The sequence below is a fragment of the Staphylococcus sp. HMSC34C02 genome, from assembly GCF_001838705.1.
GTDB classification, from domain to species: domain Bacteria; phylum Bacillota; class Bacilli; order Staphylococcales; family Staphylococcaceae; genus Staphylococcus; species Staphylococcus borealis.
The window spans coordinates 1-19,146 of sequence record NZ_KV838557.1 but is presented as its reverse complement, the minus strand read 5'-3'; the positions used below and the strand labels follow the sequence as shown (position 1 = coordinate 19,146).

The 19,146-nt window shown below is 35.1% G+C and carries 18 protein-coding genes; 10 read left to right on the top strand and 8 right to left on the bottom strand.

All coding sequences use genetic code 11. From position 1 onward, the window contains the following. Positions 1 to 41 precede the first annotated feature (41 nt). The 4 genes from phnE (HMPREF3239_RS01140) to HMPREF3239_RS01125 form a co-directional block, all read right to left on the bottom strand. The gene (gene phnE / locus HMPREF3239_RS01140; protein WP_070854444.1) at positions 42 to 869 is read right to left on the bottom strand and encodes a phosphonate ABC transporter, permease protein PhnE; all 828 of its coding nucleotides are present in this window, start codon (positions 867 to 869) and stop codon (positions 42 to 44) included. After that, positions 866 to 1,666, bottom strand: a complete 801-nt coding sequence (phnE, locus tag HMPREF3239_RS01135; protein ID WP_070854442.1) for a phosphonate ABC transporter, permease protein PhnE — start codon at positions 1,664 to 1,666, stop codon at positions 866 to 868. Before phnE (HMPREF3239_RS01135) ends, phnE (HMPREF3239_RS01140) begins: the two co-directional genes overlap by 4 nt. 1 nt (position 1,667) lies before the next feature. Continuing rightward, positions 1,668 to 2,441 carry a phosphonate ABC transporter ATP-binding protein gene (gene phnC, locus HMPREF3239_RS01130; protein ID WP_053030014.1) on the bottom strand — a complete coding sequence of 258 codons (774 nt, stop codon included), beginning with the start codon at positions 2,439 to 2,441 and terminating at the stop codon, positions 1,668 to 1,670. A 148-nt stretch (positions 2,442 to 2,589) separates the two neighbouring features. Beyond that, entirely contained in the window at positions 2,590 to 3,549 is a 960-nt protein-coding gene (locus HMPREF3239_RS01125) for a phosphate/phosphite/phosphonate ABC transporter substrate-binding protein (RefSeq protein WP_070854440.1), read from the bottom strand. A gap of 295 nt (positions 3,550 to 3,844) precedes the next feature. Here HMPREF3239_RS01125 and HMPREF3239_RS01120 point away from each other — a divergent pair, with 295 nt between their 5' ends. After that, the gene (locus HMPREF3239_RS01120; protein ID WP_070854438.1) at positions 3,845 to 5,386 is read left to right on the top strand and encodes a bifunctional metallophosphatase/5'-nucleotidase; all 1,542 of its coding nucleotides are present in this window, start codon (positions 3,845 to 3,847) and stop codon (positions 5,384 to 5,386) included. A gap of 74 nt (positions 5,387 to 5,460) precedes the next feature. After that, on the top strand, positions 5,461 to 6,024 hold the full coding sequence (locus HMPREF3239_RS01115) for a hypothetical protein (protein WP_070854436.1): 564 nt from the start codon (positions 5,461 to 5,463) through the stop codon (positions 6,022 to 6,024). 70 nt (positions 6,025 to 6,094) lie between these two features. Here HMPREF3239_RS01115 and HMPREF3239_RS01110 read toward each other — a convergent pair whose 3' ends face one another. Further along, complete coding sequence (locus HMPREF3239_RS01110) at positions 6,095 to 7,264, bottom strand: MFS transporter (RefSeq protein WP_070854435.1); 1,170 nt, start codon at positions 7,262 to 7,264, stop codon at positions 6,095 to 6,097. 361 nt (positions 7,265 to 7,625) lie between these two features. Next, positions 7,626 to 8,546: a DMT family transporter gene (locus HMPREF3239_RS01105; protein WP_070854433.1), complete on the bottom strand. Its 921-nt coding sequence runs from the start codon at positions 8,544 to 8,546 to the stop codon at positions 7,626 to 7,628. A gap of 155 nt (positions 8,547 to 8,701) precedes the next feature. On the opposite strand from HMPREF3239_RS01105, the gene HMPREF3239_RS01100 reads away from it, so the two are divergent. The 7 genes from HMPREF3239_RS01100 to HMPREF3239_RS01070 all read left to right on the top strand — a co-directional run bounded on the left by HMPREF3239_RS01100 (position 8,702) and on the right by HMPREF3239_RS01070 (position 15,061). Then, positions 8,702 to 9,184, top strand: coding sequence for an RrF2 family transcriptional regulator (locus HMPREF3239_RS01100; protein WP_070854431.1), 483 nt, complete (start codon positions 8,702 to 8,704; stop codon positions 9,182 to 9,184). A 143-nt stretch (positions 9,185 to 9,327) separates the two neighbouring features. Further along, positions 9,328 to 9,531 (top strand): helix-turn-helix transcriptional regulator, encoded by a 204-nt coding sequence (locus tag HMPREF3239_RS01095; protein WP_053030021.1) that lies wholly within the window; start codon positions 9,328 to 9,330, stop codon positions 9,529 to 9,531. Continuing rightward, positions 9,528 to 10,244 carry a DUF3169 family protein gene (locus HMPREF3239_RS01090; RefSeq protein ID WP_070854429.1) on the top strand — a complete coding sequence of 239 codons (717 nt, stop codon included), beginning with the start codon at positions 9,528 to 9,530 and terminating at the stop codon, positions 10,242 to 10,244. Before HMPREF3239_RS01095 ends, HMPREF3239_RS01090 begins: the two co-directional genes overlap by 4 nt. Positions 10,245 to 10,338: 94 nt before the next feature. Then, entirely contained in the window at positions 10,339 to 11,184 is an 846-nt protein-coding gene (locus HMPREF3239_RS01085) for an ABC transporter ATP-binding protein (protein ID WP_070854428.1), read from the top strand. After that, the gene (locus tag HMPREF3239_RS01080) at positions 11,184 to 11,819 is read left to right on the top strand and encodes an ABC-2 transporter permease (protein WP_070854426.1); all 636 of its coding nucleotides are present in this window, start codon (positions 11,184 to 11,186) and stop codon (positions 11,817 to 11,819) included. The genes HMPREF3239_RS01085 and HMPREF3239_RS01080 overlap by 1 nt, the downstream gene beginning before the upstream one ends. A gap of 167 nt (positions 11,820 to 11,986) precedes the next feature. Continuing rightward, a complete protein-coding gene (locus tag HMPREF3239_RS01075; protein WP_070854425.1) occupies positions 11,987 to 12,772 on the top strand; it encodes an arylamine N-acetyltransferase family protein in 786 nt (261 codons plus the stop codon). Positions 12,773 to 12,802: 30 nt separating this feature from the next. Continuing rightward, on the top strand, positions 12,803 to 15,061 hold the full coding sequence (locus HMPREF3239_RS01070) for an ATP-binding cassette domain-containing protein (RefSeq protein ID WP_070854423.1): 2,259 nt from the start codon (positions 12,803 to 12,805) through the stop codon (positions 15,059 to 15,061). Positions 15,062 to 15,139: 78 nt separating this feature from the next. On the opposite strand, the gene HMPREF3239_RS01065 is transcribed toward HMPREF3239_RS01070, so the two are convergent. After that, the gene (locus tag HMPREF3239_RS01065; RefSeq protein WP_070854421.1) at positions 15,140 to 16,915 is read right to left on the bottom strand and encodes an oleate hydratase; all 1,776 of its coding nucleotides are present in this window, start codon (positions 16,913 to 16,915) and stop codon (positions 15,140 to 15,142) included. Between the two features lie 196 nt (positions 16,916 to 17,111). On the opposite strand from HMPREF3239_RS01065, the gene HMPREF3239_RS01060 reads away from it, so the two are divergent. Further along, on the top strand, positions 17,112 to 17,699 hold the full coding sequence (locus HMPREF3239_RS01060; RefSeq protein ID WP_070854445.1) for a TetR/AcrR family transcriptional regulator: 588 nt from the start codon (positions 17,112 to 17,114) through the stop codon (positions 17,697 to 17,699). An 88-nt stretch (positions 17,700 to 17,787) separates the two neighbouring features. On the opposite strand, the gene pbp4 is transcribed toward HMPREF3239_RS01060, so the two are convergent. Further along, the gene (gene pbp4, locus HMPREF3239_RS01055) at positions 17,788 to 18,939 is read right to left on the bottom strand and encodes a penicillin-binding protein PBP4 (protein WP_070854419.1); all 1,152 of its coding nucleotides are present in this window, start codon (positions 18,937 to 18,939) and stop codon (positions 17,788 to 17,790) included. Positions 18,940 to 19,146: the final 207 nt, after the last annotated feature.

Here is a 19,146-nt window from a genome sequence, read left to right as displayed (position 1 = left end):
ACGACGAATTTAAAAGAATTCTGTCCCACTCCCTATCCAATCTAAACAATTCGTTTACGTATTGCGCCTGAAATCAAATCGACAATAGCTACCATAATCACTAAGCCGATTAAAATAATACCTACGCGATCCCAAGAACGTGTTTGAAGGGCGAAAATGAGCGGTGTACCGATACCGCCCGCGCCAATCAAACCTAAAATGGATGCAGAACGTAAATTCAATTCAAAGCGATATAATACGAGCGATAAAAATGACGGTAATATTTGTGGTATGACTGCAAAAATAAGTGTCTTGGTCTTATTCGCACCACTCGCTTTTAGTGCTTCTACTGAAGTAAAATCTAATCTTTCAATATCTTCGACGAATAACTTTCCGAGCATCCCTACTGAATGAATACCTAACGCTAATACACCTGAAAATGAGCCTGGACCAACCACTTTAATGAAAATGAGCGCCATAACGATTTCTGGAAATACACGAATCACACTTAATATAAATTTAGTCATGCCTGTTACCGGGCGAACTTTGATGAAATTTCGTGCACCTAGAAAAGCAAATGGAATACATATGACCGCAGCAATAAATGTACCTATTACCGCAATTGCAAATGTTTCAAGTAATCCACGTAATAAATCCTCACCTGCAGGAATATACACATAGTCCCAATCTGGATGGAATAAGCCGTTAAAGATAGATTTTAAAATTTCGATAGATTTTGATTTTAATTCTAAGGCGGGCATCCCTACAAAGCCCCACGCTATAATTCCTAAAACAACAATAGCTATAATCCAATTTTTAATTAATTTTTGTTTTTGTTGTTTTGATTTAACGGGATACTTTTGTTCTAGCTTGTTTGTACTTTGTGTCATGCGAGTTGTTCCCTCACTTTCGAACTTGCATAGTCAATAATTACAACAATAACAAGTGTAAACAGGATAATCATCGCAGTTTTAGGATATTGGAATAAGCCTAGTGTTGAATCGTAAAACAATCCGATACCACCAGCACCCACAAGGCCAAGTACAGCTGAAGCGCGAATATTAATTTCAAATGCGAATAACACATATGAGAAGAAAGTAGACATGATTTGTGGCACAACGCCAAAGACAATCCACTTTATCTTATTTGCGCCGACTGCCGTCATAGCTTCCATCGGTCCTGGATCGATGGTTTCTAGTGATTCATATAATAATTTTGCAATAACACAAATTGTTAAGATAAATAGTGCTAACACACCTGGGATTTGACCAATGCCGAAGACAGCTACAAAGATAGCAGCTAATAATAAATCAGGTATCGTACGCACAATATTTAGGATAAAACGTGCGGGAATCGAAACCCATTTTGTTTTAATGATATTGCTCGCACAAATTAGCGCAATTGGTATAGACACAATCGCACCTAAAAAAGTCCCAACAATAGCCATTCGAATGGTGTCTAACATCGGTTTCAATATTGTATGTATATATGCCCAGTCTGGTGGCACCATTTGTCCAAAGAATGAACCGATTTGTGGTAACCCTACCATTAAATCGGCAAAGCTAAAGCCCGTGTATAAGAAACTCCATACAACTAAAGCAACAACGATAAGCACTGTAAAACTTGTTTTAAGTGACATTTTTTTCTTTAAATATTGATCATATTTATGTGTAGTAGGCGTTGTCATTTTAATCCACCCCTAGCTTCTCGTCATCTTTAAGCTTACGACCATAAATATCATTAAAGACTGCTTCTGTTGCTTCTTCAACAGGTCCATCATATACAAGTTCTCCTGCACGAAGACCTATGATACGCGTACCATATTCAAGCGCTAAATCTACAAAGTGTAAGTTAATTAGAATTGTAATTCCTAATTCTTCATTAATTTTCTTTAAATCGTCCATGACTTGCTTTGTTGTCAGAGGATCCAATGACGCAACAGGTTCATCCGCTAAGATAATTGCAGGTTCTTGTGCTAATGCACGTGCAATTGAAATACGTTGTTGCTGACCACCAGACAATTCATCAGAACGCTGATCATATTTATCTAGAATATTTACGCGCTCTAGCGCATCCATTGCCTTCACTTTATCTTCTTTTGGGAAAAGACCTAACACCATCTTCCAAGTTGGATGATAACCAACACGGCCACTTAATACATTACGCAATACAGATGATCGTTTCACAAGATTAAAGTGCTGGAAAATCATGCCAATATTACGACGCATCATTAATAGCGATTTACCTTTCGCTTTAGTAATCGATTTACCTTCAATAAGAATATCTCCAGATGTAATATCATGCAGTCGATTGACGGATCGTAATAGCGTTGATTTACCTGCACCCGATAAGCCAACAATAACTGCAAAATCTCCCTTTTCAATATTCAAATTGATATCTTTTAATCCTACATGACCATTGGGATATACTTTATTGACATCTTTAAATTCAATTTGACTCATTTAAATAGCACCCTTTATTTTTGCAAATAAAAGCTAAACCTACATATAGGCTAGCTTTTATTTGTCCCTTGTTTATCTACAATGTTTATTAGACTAAATTTAAATACTTTTTAATCGTATTATAACTTCTAATAATATTATTCTACGCTTATTTCATATCTTGAACTTGTTTTTCATATTTTCTTACAATATCAAAGTCTGAATCTTTCGCGTCTGTATATCCTTCGTGAGAATATACTTCACTGATAATTTTGTGACCTTCTTTTGTTTTAGAGATATCTTTAAATGCTTTTTTAAGTTTATCTTGGAATTTTTTATCCATATCCGGACGTACTGAAATCGTGTCATTTGGAATAGGTTCTGTTAATTTAATAATCTTAGTATCTTTAAATACATTTGGTTGGTCCTTTTTAACGATTGTACGTGCGTCTTGGAATACAGCTGCCGCATCAACATCACCGTTAAGTAATGAAATGACTGCTTGGTCGTGTCCTTTCACATTAACAATCTTCATATCTTTCGTTGCATCAATACCCGCATCTTCTTTAAGTGTTGAGATAGGGAATGTGTATCCTGCTGTAGAAGTTACATCTTGTAATGCAATCTTTTTGCCTTTTAAGTCTTTTAAGCTATTGATACCAGAATCTTTTTTAACTAATATTTCTGATTTATAGTCATCTACTAATTTTTTCGAATTAGAACCATCTTCATTAACGCCATAACGTTGTGCTTTTAACAACAAGTCTGCTGCTTTTTGATCATGTGCTAACGTGTACGCTGTTGGTGGAAGGAATCCAACATCCACTTTTTTAGATTTCATCGCTTCAACAATTGTATTATAGTTTGTCGATACAGATACCTTTACTGGAATTCCTAATTCTTTAGATAACAATTTTTCAAGTGGCTTTGCTTTTGCTTCAAGTGTGTCCGCATTTTGTGATGGCACAAATTGTACCGTTAATTCCTTAGGTGTGTAACCATCTTTACTAGAATCTGATCCGCTGTCAGCGCTTTTATTATTGCTGTCTAATGAGCTATTATTTCCACACGCCGCCGTAAAAATAATAACTGTTAAAGCAAGCACTAAAAGATACTTCATTTGCTTCATAACTGTAATGCCCCCGTTCGATATGTATAAAATCGTGTAATTTGTCAATTTATATGACAATATAAGATTAGCACAATATTACTTGAATTAATATTTAATTATCATGAATTTTATATAAAATGTATTTATATAGTTAAATTATTGTAAATCATTTCTAAATTTTTTCTTTAAAATCTAATTTGTCCAACCTTTTTTTACTATAATTTCTTTATATAACATTTATTCAAGATGTGCTCTCATGCATATCATATAATGATGACTATTATTTTATTGTTCTAATGAAAGGATGTTACATATGACGCAACTTGGTCTTTATATCGTGAGTGATGTTCACGGCTATATTTTCCCTACTGATTTTTCACATGCAAATCAACAGTTACCTATGGGGTTGTTATATGCGAATCAGTTAATTGAAACATCAAGCAAACATGACGATATTCATTTCAAAATTGATAATGGCGATTTCTTACAAGGCGCACCATTTTGTAATTATTTAGTGTCTAAATTACAGACTAGCGAACTATTAACAACTATATACAATCGTTTAAATTTTGATTTCGGAACAATTGGAAACCATGAATTTAATTATGGCCTGACATACCTTAACGACACACTCCAAACCCTTAACTATCCAGTGTTATGTGCGAATATTTTAAATTCACAACATCAACCTTTTACAGGTGAAGGCGTGCATTATTTTGAAAAGGGAGACCTCATCGTGGGCGTGATTGGTCTAACTACACAATATATTCCGAACTGGGAACAACCACATCATATTGAAGGCTTAACATTTAAAAGTGCGGTTGAAACACTCGCACAAGTATTACCGAATGTCCGTAATAAAGCTGACATCGTTGTCGTGTCATATCATGGTGGATTCGAGTGTGATGTAGATACAGATGTGCCGACTGAAGATTTAACTGGAGAAAATGAAGCGTCTGAAATTCTACGTCGTTTCCATAAAAGTATCGATGTCTTAATTACAGGTCATCAACACCGCGATATCGCAACAGTGAAGTATGACACTGCCGTTATTCAACCTGGTACACGTGCAACACAAATAGGTAAAGTAACACTAACGATTGGCGACAATAATCAGATTATTGATACGCAAAGCGAATTGTTACCTGTAGTGGGAGACTCAAAATTTAGTCTGTTACCCGAAGATGCTAAGCTATTAACACAATTAGAGGACTGGCTAGATACAGAAATTACGACCCTACCAGAACCTATGTTAGTAGAAGACAAGTTTAAGGCTAGAATGAAACCTCATCCACTCATTAATTTAATCAACGTTATGTTACTAGAGAACAGTGGTGCTGATATTGCTAGCACAGCACTCTTCGACTCAGCAGCCGGATTTAATACACGTATTACAATGCGAGAAATCATCAATAATTATCCATTTCCAAACACGTTCCAAGTTTTGAAACTCACTGGTGCAGGTATTAAAAACGCTTTAGAAAAATCAGCAAGCTATTTCGCACTTAATGACGAAAACGAAATATCCATTAATGACGCTTTTTTATATCCAAAACCACAGCATTTTAACTATGACATGTATGGCGGTATCACTTATACCATTCATGTAGGAGAACCTATTGGTCAACGCGTAACTGATATTAAGGTTGGCAATGAACCACTTATCAGTGATAAAACTTATACCATTTGTGTCAACAACTATCGTGCTGTAGGTGGTGGCAATTACAACATGTTCGCCAACGCACCTGTTGTCAAAGACATTCAAGAAGAAGGCGCGCAACTTTTGATTGATTTCATTACCAATAACGATTTGTCTAACATTCCGCAAGTCGTTAATTTTAAAGTTCAGCAATAATTTTTCTTCTCATACCCATCAGATAATGTACAATATATGTGTAAATATTCTCATCAGGAAGGGAGTTCATCTTTATGAGCGAATTTTTAGCAGCGATTGTCGGAGGTATCTTTGCGCTAATTGGGACATTTTGGGGCATTAAATATCAAATCACTAAAGAAAAAGAAGAAAAACGTGAAGATTATAAAAATGACATTTTGAGTATGATCGATTTAACTGCATACAAAGCTTCTAAAATAAGTAAAATTCATTTAAGCGAAACGAATGCTTTAATCAATAAGCCGCAAACATTAGAGAAGTGTGATGACGTTAAAGAACTTTTTGTAAAATTAGACGATCAAATTCAAGAATTATTGGGTACTATGAGTCACCATGAAGAAGAATCCAATAAACCTATTCGTGATTTATTAAATTGCTATGAATCTTTGGAGAATTATATCTCTAAATTTTCTATAGCTGCAAGAATCTATGACGATAAATACGAAACAACTTCTGACGATAAACGTATTATCATCGTTAGAACTAAAGAGAAATTAGATCGTAATATCAATACATTTATCAATGATTTACGTCAATTTTCTAAACATCATTTCAACCACGAAATGTATGAACCCACATTAAAATTCGAATCGGATTAAATATAATGAAACACCTCTAATATCAGTATGATGACCAACTGACCTTAGAGGTGTTGCTTCGACTAAAGCATTATGCTTCAAATTCGATATGTTTCTTTTCATAGAAATAATTAACTGTATTAATTAAAATACCTAGAATAATAATGCCACCTGACACGAAGGTAATCATTAAATAAGGTAAACCGACTGATAATAAAATAGACCCGATAATTGCGCCTAAGAAGTTCGCAACATTAAAGATAGATGCCGCTAATGTGCTTGCAAGTAGTGGTGCTTCTTTGGCACTTAATATAATCTTACTATTTAATAAGGGTGTCGTACCAAATGTACCAAATCCGAATAAGAAGCAAATTATAATTGCTAAAATCGTATGATGCACGAAAGTGACAAATAATACGATGGTTACAAATAGTAATAAAAACGTATAGAATAAATATTTCGTCAATTTAGGTTCTGGCACATTCCCTGTAATTAAGTTCCCTAATACACCACCTAAACCAAACATAAATAAACAGATGGTGAGGCCGACGATTTTAAAAGGTGCGAAGTTATGAATCATTGGCTCCATAAAGGTATACGTTGTGAAGACACCTGAATAACCAAAGACGATAATAGACATCACAATTAAAATATGTGGATTTTTGAATACTTTCAATTCATTTTTCACATTAGATTCTGTACTAAGCGATACATCTGGTACAAATTTCAACATACCTAACAGCGTCATCACAGCTAGACCAATCATAACGCCAAAGACAGCTCTCCAATTCGCAAAGCCACCTAAGAATGATCCGAATGGCACACCAATCATAACCGCAATGGTTAATCCTGCTTGGACTAATGCGATGGCTTGTGGTTGTTTACCACGAGGTGCAACGGCTGCAGCCACACTCATACACACGCCAAAGAAGGGTGCATGCATTGACGCTGACAACAATCGTGATAACAGTAATATTTGAAAATTAGGTGCCAACATACCTACCACGTTACTTCCGATAAATATGGCCACTAAAATCGGTAATAAGCGTTTGGCACGCACATTCATTGTGAATATGCGCATAAATGGTCCAATTAACGCAACACTCACAGCATATACACTGATTAATAAACCTGCACTTGAAATAGACACTTTCATATCACTTGCGATTTGAGTTAGTAATCCCGTTACAACATACTCTGCCATGCCAACTGTAAATGTACCTAACATGAATATGAAGAACATCATTCTGTTACCTTTCATCATTGCTACCTCCTTTTATATCGCGCTCAAAAATAATACGAGTGCTATCTTACAAAAAAATAGGTACCATGTGAAGAGGTTTATTCAGATTTTTTGATTTTCTTAAGTCAGTATTCGCAAGTTTTCATATATTTTCATTGTATTAATATTAAGATAATTTCAAGTATGTAGTATTTCGAAAACCTTCCATATATGTAACATTTTCAATCAAAATGTCGCTATGTTAATCTAACTAGCATAGGAGTGATATGATGTCTGAATCTAAAAAAGATAAATCCAAACAACCACTTTGGGAACTCATAATTAATATTATCCTAGAACTATTTAGTGCGATCATTCGATTTTTCAAACATTTATTATCTTAAATTCTTAGGTGATGTGGCGAATAATTAATCGCAATCAATGCGATTACAACACATAATCCGCCTATCATAATGTGCACTGTGAAAGGTTCACCTAACCCTATAATGGAGAAAATTGTTGAAAATAAAGGTACTAAAAATAAAAAACTACTCGAAATCGTAGCACCACGTAAATTCAAACTGCTAAACCATAATCCAAATGATCCAATAGACGCAGGAAATACAAGCCACCAAAACCATAACCATCCCCAACCATTCAATTGTTCAATGTGATAGTGCTCTCCTAACAATTGGCTAATTAAGAACATGATGATGCCACCAAATAATAGTTGCCATCCCGTTAATACCCATGCACCTTTATCAAACTTAAATTGCTTAGTCACAACAGTATTACATGACCAACATAGTGAACCAAGTAATGCGACAAATGATCCCCATCCTAACAATGTACGATCTAACCCTAGACATATCGTAACCCCAATCACACCAATCACGAGTGCAACTATTTTAATCATTGTTAACCGCTCTTTTAATATGAAATGCGCAAGAACAGCTAACCATAATGGATTGGTAAACAGTAAAACGGCAGACATTGAAGAGGATACACCCAATGACATTGCTATATTTAATAATCCCATTGTTCCAGCCGTTTGTAATAATCCGATGGTGGCGACAAATATAAAGCCCTTGTAACTATTATGATCAATTGATGGTAATGTGTTTTTAACGCCCCTTTTCAACAATAAAACCAATAAGATAATGAATCCCGCGATGGTAAAGCGCCATCCGCCTAGTAACATAGGTGGCACGTGTTCAATTGAGATGAGGTACTTCCCAGTTGGAAAAGAAGAGCCCATACATAGGGTCGTTAAAATAATACATATATAGAAGTATAAATGCGAACGTTGATGTAAATTCATAGATGTCATCTCCTAGTCATTGATTAAAGATAATTAAGATATTCGTTGTCTTTAAATAGTATTATAATGCACGCTTTCTATTTTTCAATCATAATATATAAAATTTTTATATTATATTTTATAATGAAAGAAACGTCTATCATTGGAGGACTATTATGAAATTATCTAAAGGATGGGAGCAAGCTGTCTATGTTCTATTAATGTTGAACCTACTACCCAAACATAGCGTGATGACCTCTACCGCGTTAAGTGATCGTTTAAATGTTTCTGATTCTTATTTAAAGAAGATTATTAAAGCTCTTGTTAAAGAAGATCTCGTTAATTCTTCTACAGGCAAAAATGGCGGCTTTTCTTTAAATAAGCCCTTAAATCAAATCACATTTTATGATGTTTTTCTAGCAATTGAAGGTCGAGACGCGATCTTTTCTAGTCAGCAATTATTGAAACCCTTCTTAGGTGAAAAGGAAGGTCAGAAAGCAGAAATGTGCGTAGTTAGTCATGCATTAAATACAATTGAACATACACTTATCTCCACTTTATCTTCGATTACATTGGATGAAGTCAATCAAACCATCGTCACAAAATATCATCTTAACGATTTAAATCAATGGGTCCTAACGAATTGTAAAACACGGTAAATCAAGCCTTCAGGATGTCTTACTTCAGACAACCCGAAGGCTACCTTTTAGAATTTTATGACAAAAATATAGGTCTTTTTGACTACTATACTTGTCAAAATGACAAAGATAATGTAACGTTATAGACAAGGAGCTGATGAATATTGCGAAATCGTCTTAAAGAATTGCGTGCTCGCGATGGCTTCAATCAAACACAACTCGCTAAGAAAGCTGGTATCTCACGCCAAACAGTTTCTTTGATTGAACGGAATGATTTTATGCCGTCCATTTTAACAGCCGTTAAAATTGCGCGTATATTCAATGAACCAGTTGAAAATGTCTTTATCTTTGAGGAGGGAGATTTATGAAAGTAGGCAGGTATTTACTCTATTTATTGATAGGAGGTATTATTGGTGGAATGATAGGAGCCTTAATAGGAATGCTAAGTGATGGGAACATCTTTGGTATCTTACATTTCGCTTCATACAATTTCACGATTATCGTTACCATTATCGCTTCAACAATTAATATTGGACTTATCTTAGCGATTTGGAAGACCTCTTACACATCTTTAAAATACAAACATAAAACTGAAAATGCCAGTGATGCCAACCTCGATCAATATGAACAAAAAGCTAATTTGACTTTCATGAGAACTGGCACATTATATTACATTACAGTATTAGTCGCTTTATTAAACATATTTATTATTGCCTTAGGTAATGGCCCATCATCTATTTTATTTTTAGTCATTGTGCCATTTATATTGACATTAATTCCGTCAACCATACTTGGTTTCTTTTATAGAAAATTTGACACGCGTATGCCTAAACAAGGCGAAGCCAATTATACAGAACGTATTTTACAAAATATGGATGAAGGTGAGCGTCATATTACACTTGAATCGATGTTTAAAGTATATCACGTCAATATTTCCTTAATCATGGTAGGCGCTATTTTCTTAGGTATCTTTTCAATCGTTACAGGTATTAACCAAGCAGTTGGCGTTGGCATCTTAATCATTTTATTCGCTTACAACACATTTGGTTATATGTTAAAAGTACGTAAATTTTACAAATAGTAGTTATTTATTAATTAATCTATATTATGATAAACGTAACTAATCTTTAATTAAATTAAATCCAAAACCTAATCAACAGAAAGAGAGGATTATTATGGAACATCTACTACAAGTGCAACATCTCAACAAGTCGTATAGGAAATCGCAATTCCATTTGAAAGATATTTCTTTAACACTTCGACCTGGTGAAGTGATTGGTTTAATTGGTAAGAATGGTTCAGGTAAATCAACATTGATTAATACATTAGTTGGTAACCGTTTTAAAGATTCTGGAGAGATTTCATTTTTTGATCAAGTTGTCTCAGATAAGGATTATGCATACAAAGAGCATATTGGCGTTGTATTTGATGACTTACGTGTGCCTGATAAACTCGAAATTAAAGATATGGATAAGGTTTTTGCGAATATTTTCAAAACGTGGAACAGTGATCGTTTCTTTGAAGTCATTCAGCGTTTCGAATTACCAACTAACGCGCAAATTAAGACGTTCTCAAGAGGGATGCGTATGAAAGCAGCTTTAGCTATGGCTTTAGCGCATGATACAAAGTTACTCATTCTGGATGAGGCTACTGCGGGTATGGACGTATCAGGACGTGAAGAAGTTATTGAAATGTTGGAAGACTATATTTCAGAAGGCAATGGTATTCTCATTTCATCTCATATTTCTGAAGATATTGAGCATCTCGCTACACAATTAGTGTTTATGCGTGATGGTGAAGTTGTCCTTCAAGAAAATAAGGAAGCATTGTTAAAACAATACGGTATTGTAGAAATTGAGGAACAAGCTGATTTAGACATTCCACAAGATATCATCATTGCCTCAAGAGTAAGACACGGTAAACGTCAAATCTTAATTAATGATTGGTCACGCGTTACAAATGCGCACCCACTTAACACTATTGATGACGCAACAAAATTAATTATGAGAGGTGATAAATAATGAAAGGTCTAATTTTAAGTAGTTTCTATGCAACTAAAAAGTCACTTATCACATATTTAATTGTAGCCATTGTAACTAGTGTCTTATTCGCCTTTATAAATCCAGCAATGGCATGTTTCTTACCAATGCTTTTCTTATTGTCACCAGTAACAGATAACTTGAAACGCGAAAAAGATTCTAAATGGATGTACTATATCTCAACATTGCCATCACATCGTAGCGCTTATATTAAAAGCTATTTCGCATTTTACGGCATACTCATCGTCATCGGATTAATTATTGGCTTAATCGCAGTATTGGCCATACACCAAAATTTAATGTTAACACTTATTTCAGGTTTAGTTGGTATAGGTGGTGCAGGCACATACGCTATCATGTTCCCGTTAACCTTTAAATTCGGTCCAGAAAATTCAAATGTCATCATGATTTCAACATCTGTTATCGTTCTTATTTTATTCTTTATTACTTACTTTGGTGTCATTATATCAGCTTTGGTACGTTCAGGATCATTCTCTGATTTAGGAACAAATCCTACAGATATCCTTTTCATAGGATTATATGCACTACTTGGCATCATTTGCTTGGTGGCTTCTTATTTCCTTTCAATAGCCATTTTCAATAAACAAGAATTATAACTTTTAAGTTATTTACAATTTTAATTTAAACTCAAAGTGGTTCTAAGCACGCTACATTAGTGGCACTCAAGTGTTTAGAACCACTTTCTATTCATTGCTTATATGCGTCATTCAACTTTGTATAGGGTATGGATGACTAAACGCACTTAAAAAGGAGTCCTCATCTAATGAACATTCAAACTATCGAACGTTATTTACACATAGATGCTTCACTTCATCAATCACCTACACTTGAAGCACTCAATTATTATATTAAGCAATACATGCTTACGGTTCCTTTTGAAAATATTAATGTCCAAAATGCCATACCTATCTCCGTAGAAATTGATGATTTATATGATAAATTTATTATTCAACACCGTGGCGGTTTCTGTTACGAAATGAATCATTTCTTTGGGACTTACCTTGAAGCCAAAGGGTTTACCGTATATCGCATGTCTGCGACAGTCGAACAGCCGAATGGCAATCGTAGTCCAGAAGGTTCACATATGTCACTTGTAGTCCCAATTGATGGTGTCAGTTATGTTGCAGACGTAGGTTTTGGAGATTTACCTTTACAAGCTTTACCTATTACCAATACCGACCCTACTCATCCTGTGACAGATATTACAGGCGAATTTCGTGCGATTTCAGAACATGACGATACCTATTGTATTCAAAAGCTTGAAAATGGTACATGGGTCACGCGTTACGAAGCGCGATTCCAACCCAAACAAGTCGAAGATTTTGCAGATATGATTCAATATAATTCAGAACACCCAGATTCTATATTTGTGCAACAACTGATCGTTACGCAACCTCAGTCATTTGGTCGTGCTACGATGTCATTACAACATCTCACACTAAGTAAACAAGATCGTAAAGATAAGTACGACGTAACTTCTGACAACTATCGCGCTTTGCTAAAAGAATACTTTAATTTAGATGTCAAAATTAAGCCTTTAGAACCTTAAAATATACATTTCTCATTAAGAGGTGAAATTATGTCTAACATAGAGATTGTTGGTGCTAAACAAAACAACTTAAAAAATATAAATGTAACCATTCCAAAGCATGAATTAACAGTATTTACAGGTCGTTCAGGTTCAGGGAAGTCTTCCCTCGTCTTCAATACTGTAGCCGCAGAATCTGAAAGATTGTTAAATGAAACGTATTCAAGTTATGTACAACATCAACTCACACAATACGAAAAACCTGATGTTGACCAAATTAAACATCTTCCGGTTGCTATGATTATCAATCAAAAACGTCTTGGCGGTAACTCTCGTTCAACTGTAGGTACGATTTCTGATATTTACGCGTCCGTACGTCTTCTATGGTCACGTATTGGCGAACCCTTTGTAGGTTACTCTGATATCTTTTCTTTTAATAATCCTAAAGGAATGTGCGAAACATGTTCGGGCTTAGGCTACGTTGAAGATATAGATTTAAATGAACTGCTTGATTATGATAAATCACTGAATGAAGATGCAATTAAATTCCCTTCATTTAGACCAGACAGTTGGCGTGGTAAACGTTATTTATATACAGGTTTATTTGATAATGATAAGAAACTAAAGGATTACACGAAAGAAGAAATGGATACCTTCCTGTATACTGAACCAACCAAATTAAAGAACCCGCCCTCAAATTGGCCAAGGACTGCGAAATTTGAAGGATTAATCCATCGTTTTCGTCGTTCATTTCTACTCAATGATAATTTTGAAAAGAAACGTTTTAAGGAAGACATCGACCGTGTCGTATCGAAACATGACTGTCCTAGTTGCCATGGTCAACGTCTTAATGACACTGTGCTAAGTTGTAAAATTAATGGTTTAAATATTGCAGAATTTACAAATTTACAAATTGATGAGGCGTTAGCCTTTTTAAGAAAAATAAAATACGACAAGGCACGTGTGATCATAGAGCCACTCAAAAAACAACTAGAAGCGTTAAGTTATATCGGATTGAACTATTTAACACTTGCACGGGAAACGACTTCCCTATCTGGCGGTGAATCACAACGTATCAAACTCATTCGTCATTTAAATAGTCCTCTAAGCGATCTTGTATATATTATTGACGAGCCAAGTGTTGGACTACATCCAGAAGACATTCAACGCATTAATGACATCATTCAATCCTTAAAAGATAAAGGTAATACAGTGCTTGTTGTGGAACATGACCCAGATGTGATTAAGACGGCTGACCACATTATTGATTTAGGTCCTTTAGCCGGTAAAAACGGCGGTGACATTACATTTACTGGCTCGTACAACGCACTACTCGCTTCGGACACGAGTACTGGTCGCGCATTAAATCGTGAACATCAACTCAAAACGACACCACGTACGGCAAAAGACATGCTTCAAATTTCAAATATTAGTCGTAATAACTTACAAAATGTCTCAACTGAACTACCTAAACATGCGATGACTGTCGTTACAGGTGTTGCGGGTTCAGGTAAAAGTTCACTCATTTCTGCAGGATTTGAACGTAACTCAAATGCTATTTTTATTGATCAGAAACCTGTTCATGCATCTAATCGTTCTAATTTACTCACTTATCTAGGTATCTTTGACGATGTGCGTAGTTTCTTCAGCCAACACACTGGTCTTAAAAAAAGTATGTTCAGCTATAATTCAGAAGGGGCATGTCCAGAATGTCATGGCAAAGGCGTCTTAAAAACTGAACTTGCGTTTATGCCAGACTTTTCACAAATATGCGAGTTATGTGGCGGAACAAGATATCGTCCAGAAGTGTTAGAAGCTAAAGTAGAAGGTTATTCCATTGCGGATATTTTAGCATTAACTGTGGATGAGGCCATTGAGAAATTTAGTGATAGTCCAAGTATCACGCGACCGCTTCAAGCATTAGCGGATACAGGGCTCAATTATATGACTTTAGGACAATCATTAGATACACTTTCAGGTGGTGAAATTCAACGTATGAAACTGAGTCGTTACCTTACTCAAGACGTGACGAACAAGCTCTTTATCTTTGATGAGCCAACAACTGGATTACATGAAGATGATTTGCCAATCCTTATTGATTGTTTTAATCATCTTATTGACGAAGGCAATACGGTTATCTTAATTGAGCATAATTTAACGATGATGACTCAGGCGGATTGGTTAATTGATATCGGCCCCTATGCTGGAGATAAAGGTGGTCAATTACTTTATGCGGGCGAACCCAATGGTATTTTCAATATCGACAATTCCGTAACCGCTAAACATTTAAAACGATATATAAGTAATTAACATAACAATATAAACACCCCCACAAGCGTAACCGTCATGTGGGGGTTGAGTTCTGCCATTAAGCATTTGTATCTACACTTATAGTAACTTGTGTTGTTGCAACAATGCTTCGATATATGTGCCTTTAATCTTCTTCAAGAAAGTGTTGAGTGCGAGTTGCTGTATTTTGTTATGTTCGGTGAGTTCTAATAAATTTTTACGGTCGGTGAGTTCATATAAGGCATCCATCAATATGCGAAGGTCAAATTCTGTTGCAACCACTTCAGGGACACCTCTATCTATGCCCAACAATTGGTAGACTGCTTCCATAGCAGTTCTTACCGAATATTCAGTGGTAAAGACAGTATCTCTTTCTGTTTCTGCAAAATTACCAATAAAGGCTATGTTGCGAGCATTTTTAGGCACAACAAGTGGTCTGTCTCCAACAGCTCTAGGCATAAAATAAGAACAGATATATGGCATATAGACTGGTATCGTATTACATTGATTTTTAGCGAGGTCTTCAATTTGATTGATAGGTACGCCCATATGATATAACCATTCTTGGCAAATTTCATTTCCACTGCACTCGGTGATTGGTTTATGGATAAAGTCACCATTCACGTTTGAATATAACGCGTAAATCCAAACGCTCACCTCATCGTCGGGTTGGCTTTTAAATTGTTGCTGACGATTTACAGTAAAATTCAATTGCCATTTAGAATCATTCACAGTAACAATCCCACCTGTCACTGTCTTGCCGGCTAAAGGATCTCGTTTACAAATGTGCTCGATAGTATTAATAATTGTCTTGTTATTCGTCGTCGCAGTTGCTGATACAAACCAACTTTTGTCCGGTAAATGATGATAGAACTTTTCGGGACAACCAAACTCAGGGCTCTGTTTGGCAAGATTACGCCACAATGTCCAACTACCGCCAATATCTTTTGTAGGGGGTGCGGGCGTGTTGTTATCTCCATATGTTGAACTTTCAGTAATACTACCATTCGTAACAAATACTAAATCATTTGGCGTTAGAGGAATAACTTCATCTTTACCTGAACGTTTAAGTTGTATTTCACGAGCAACCTTCTCTGTTGTTGTGATATCTACTTTAATATTCATGACTTGAACATCATATTGAAATTGCACACCGTGGGACTCTAAGTAAGCAATCATAGGAAGAACAAGTGATTCATATTGATTATATTTGGTGAATTTAAGGGCACTGAAATCCGCTAATCCTCCAATATGATGTACAAAGCGCATTAAATATCGACGCATCTCCATCGCGGAGTGCCATGGTTCAAATGCGAACATTGTTTTCCAATAAATCCAGAAATTCGAATGCATAAAATCATTTGAGAAAACATCCGTAATCGTCACATCATTTAATGCTTCTTCTTTCATTAAACATAAATGTATGATTTCTTTAATCGCTTGTGGCGTCAAAGTAAAATCACCATCAGTAGGTAACTGATGTCCCCTTTTCTCAATAACACGACAACGTGAGTAATTAGGATCTTCTTTATTTAACCAATAAAACTCATCTAATACGGAAGCATTATCCATTTCAAGCGATGGGATGGAGCGGAATAAATCCCATAAACATTCGAAATGATTTTCCATTTCTCTTCCGCCTCTAACAACATAGCCTTTTAAAGGAAGCTGATCGCCATCTAAACTTCCACCAGGTTTAGACAATTCTTCTAAAACATGGATTTTTGACCCATCCATTTGTCCATCTCTAATCAAGAAACATGCAGCAGCTAACGAGGCTAATCCAGATCCAATAAGATAAGCGGATTTATGCGCGACATTTTCTGGTTTTTTAGGACGGGCAAATGCTTCATAATTCCCGTTACTATAGTACATACATATCACTTCCCAAATGTTCATTATTTTTAATTTTTAGATTGAAAAGTAGTAAACTATTAGTAATCTTAAAGAAATTAATCTACCCTTCGACTGTATTATAAAATGAGGAAGGCCAAGAATTGTGCGTCACTTATGTGGGTTTGTAACATAAGCGACATTTTAATTAAACTGTCCGATATGAGGAGTGATGATGTTGACCAAACAAGATTTACGCGTCCAAAAAACACATCAAGCGCTAATTACTTCATTTTCTGAACTATTGCAATCGAAATCATTTGAACAGATTACAGTTCAGGACTTATGTACCAAAGCCAACGTACGACGATCTACGTTTTATCGTCATTTTAATGATAAATATGACTTGTTAAATCACGTTGTCGGCACGTTGATTGATCATTTTAGAGAGCTATATTTACCAGACATTAATCCTGATAATCCAAGACAATTTTTCGAGAAATTGATGAGAGATGTTTTGACATTTATTCACGATAATAAAGACATGGTCCGTAGCGTTATAACTCTCAATTTTTACGGCGAAGTTTATACGATTTTTTATGAACAAATATACAAAGCGGTTCAAAAGCAAATTGAATTTGATCGACAGAGTGGACAATTTTATGTAGATGTAACCATATATGGAGAATTTCTAACTGGAGGTATTTTAAGCGTCATCACGAATTGGATTCAACATGGACAACAACAATCGATTGATAAAGTAACGAATGAAATTGTGAATATGATATGTGGTGCTAGAGAAATCCATTTGAAGAAACTAAGCTAAAACGCCCTTTATTTAAGGTATTTCATAATTTGAAAAATGTCGCCAAGTTGAAAGCTTAGCGACATTTTTTCTAATTTAATTTATCGATTTAGAACCATTTCCATTTTTTATCTGCAGCAACACGTGGGTAGTCACTACCTGGTAAGAAATCCCTATGATAATGAACATAAGCTTTACCATCTTTATTGATGGCTATATGCCACTGAGCGTTATCCTTTGGCACGATATCATATAAATCTTTCTTAACATGATATTTCTTGCCATCAATTTCATGGTCACCTTCAGTTAATACTTTCTTGTATTCATATTTTTGGCGATATTGTTTAATAATATTGTTTCCTATTCGATTTCTATTATATTTTGCATTTTCATCGCCATAAGGTTGAACGTTCATGACCGTTTCGTTTAAACGTAAGTGATTTTGCTTATTGGTTAATGCGATGTTATAGCCTTTATTACTTGTACCTGTCTTTAACCCATCCGTACCAGGTAAATAAAGCGGTTGGCCTTTTAACGATAAATTTGTACTCTTAAACGTATTGCCTTGTTGTGTATCTTGTGTCAACTTAGATATTTGCAATACTTCAGGATGCTTTGAAATAAGCTGTTGCATTAAAATGTTCATATCTTTCGCTGTACTTTTAGGATATTCTTGGTTTTTAAATTTAGATGGTGCGTATTGACCTAACAAGCGATTCTGCGCGCCAGCAGGATTGACAAAGTTTGTATTTGTCATATGAAATGATTGAGCCTGTTGATTCATTTTGTTAGTAAATGCATCATTATTACCACTAATCTTCTCACCTAATATCATTGCAGCAGCATTGCTTGATGCTAATGTTGTTTGTTTGATTAGTGCTTCAATCGTATAAACTTGACCTTGTTGCAATGATACTGATGATAAATTTGGTAAATTAGACAGGGTTGCATAATGATTGGTAATTTTCACTTTATCGTTAAGCTTTAATCTTCCATTGTCAATGGCTTCATATGTTAAATATAAGGTCATCATTTTAGACATAGATGCCGGATCAACATGTTGATTTCCCTGGTAATGATATAAAATTTGCCCTTGATCTGTAGTCAACATGACACCACTAGGCTGATATTTCTTACTTATGCTACTATTTTTTTCTTTATTGGCAATCGTTACTGGCGATTCACTCGCGTAACTTATCGATGTGTGTAATAGCGCTATCGTTATGATGACGCCTATCCCTTTTACAAATTTACTAAACAATATATCCCCTCTTTTTAAATATTTATAATATTGTACAATACTTTTTATAACAATATTATATGGATATTACAACTATATATAAACGCATAATCTTAGAATGCTGTTTCTTATTATGATGATTAACTCTAATTTTTAATGATTTAACCAAATTTAAGGGAGTGGAACAGTATTCTTTTTAAATTCGTCGTCCACTCCCAACTTGCTTTG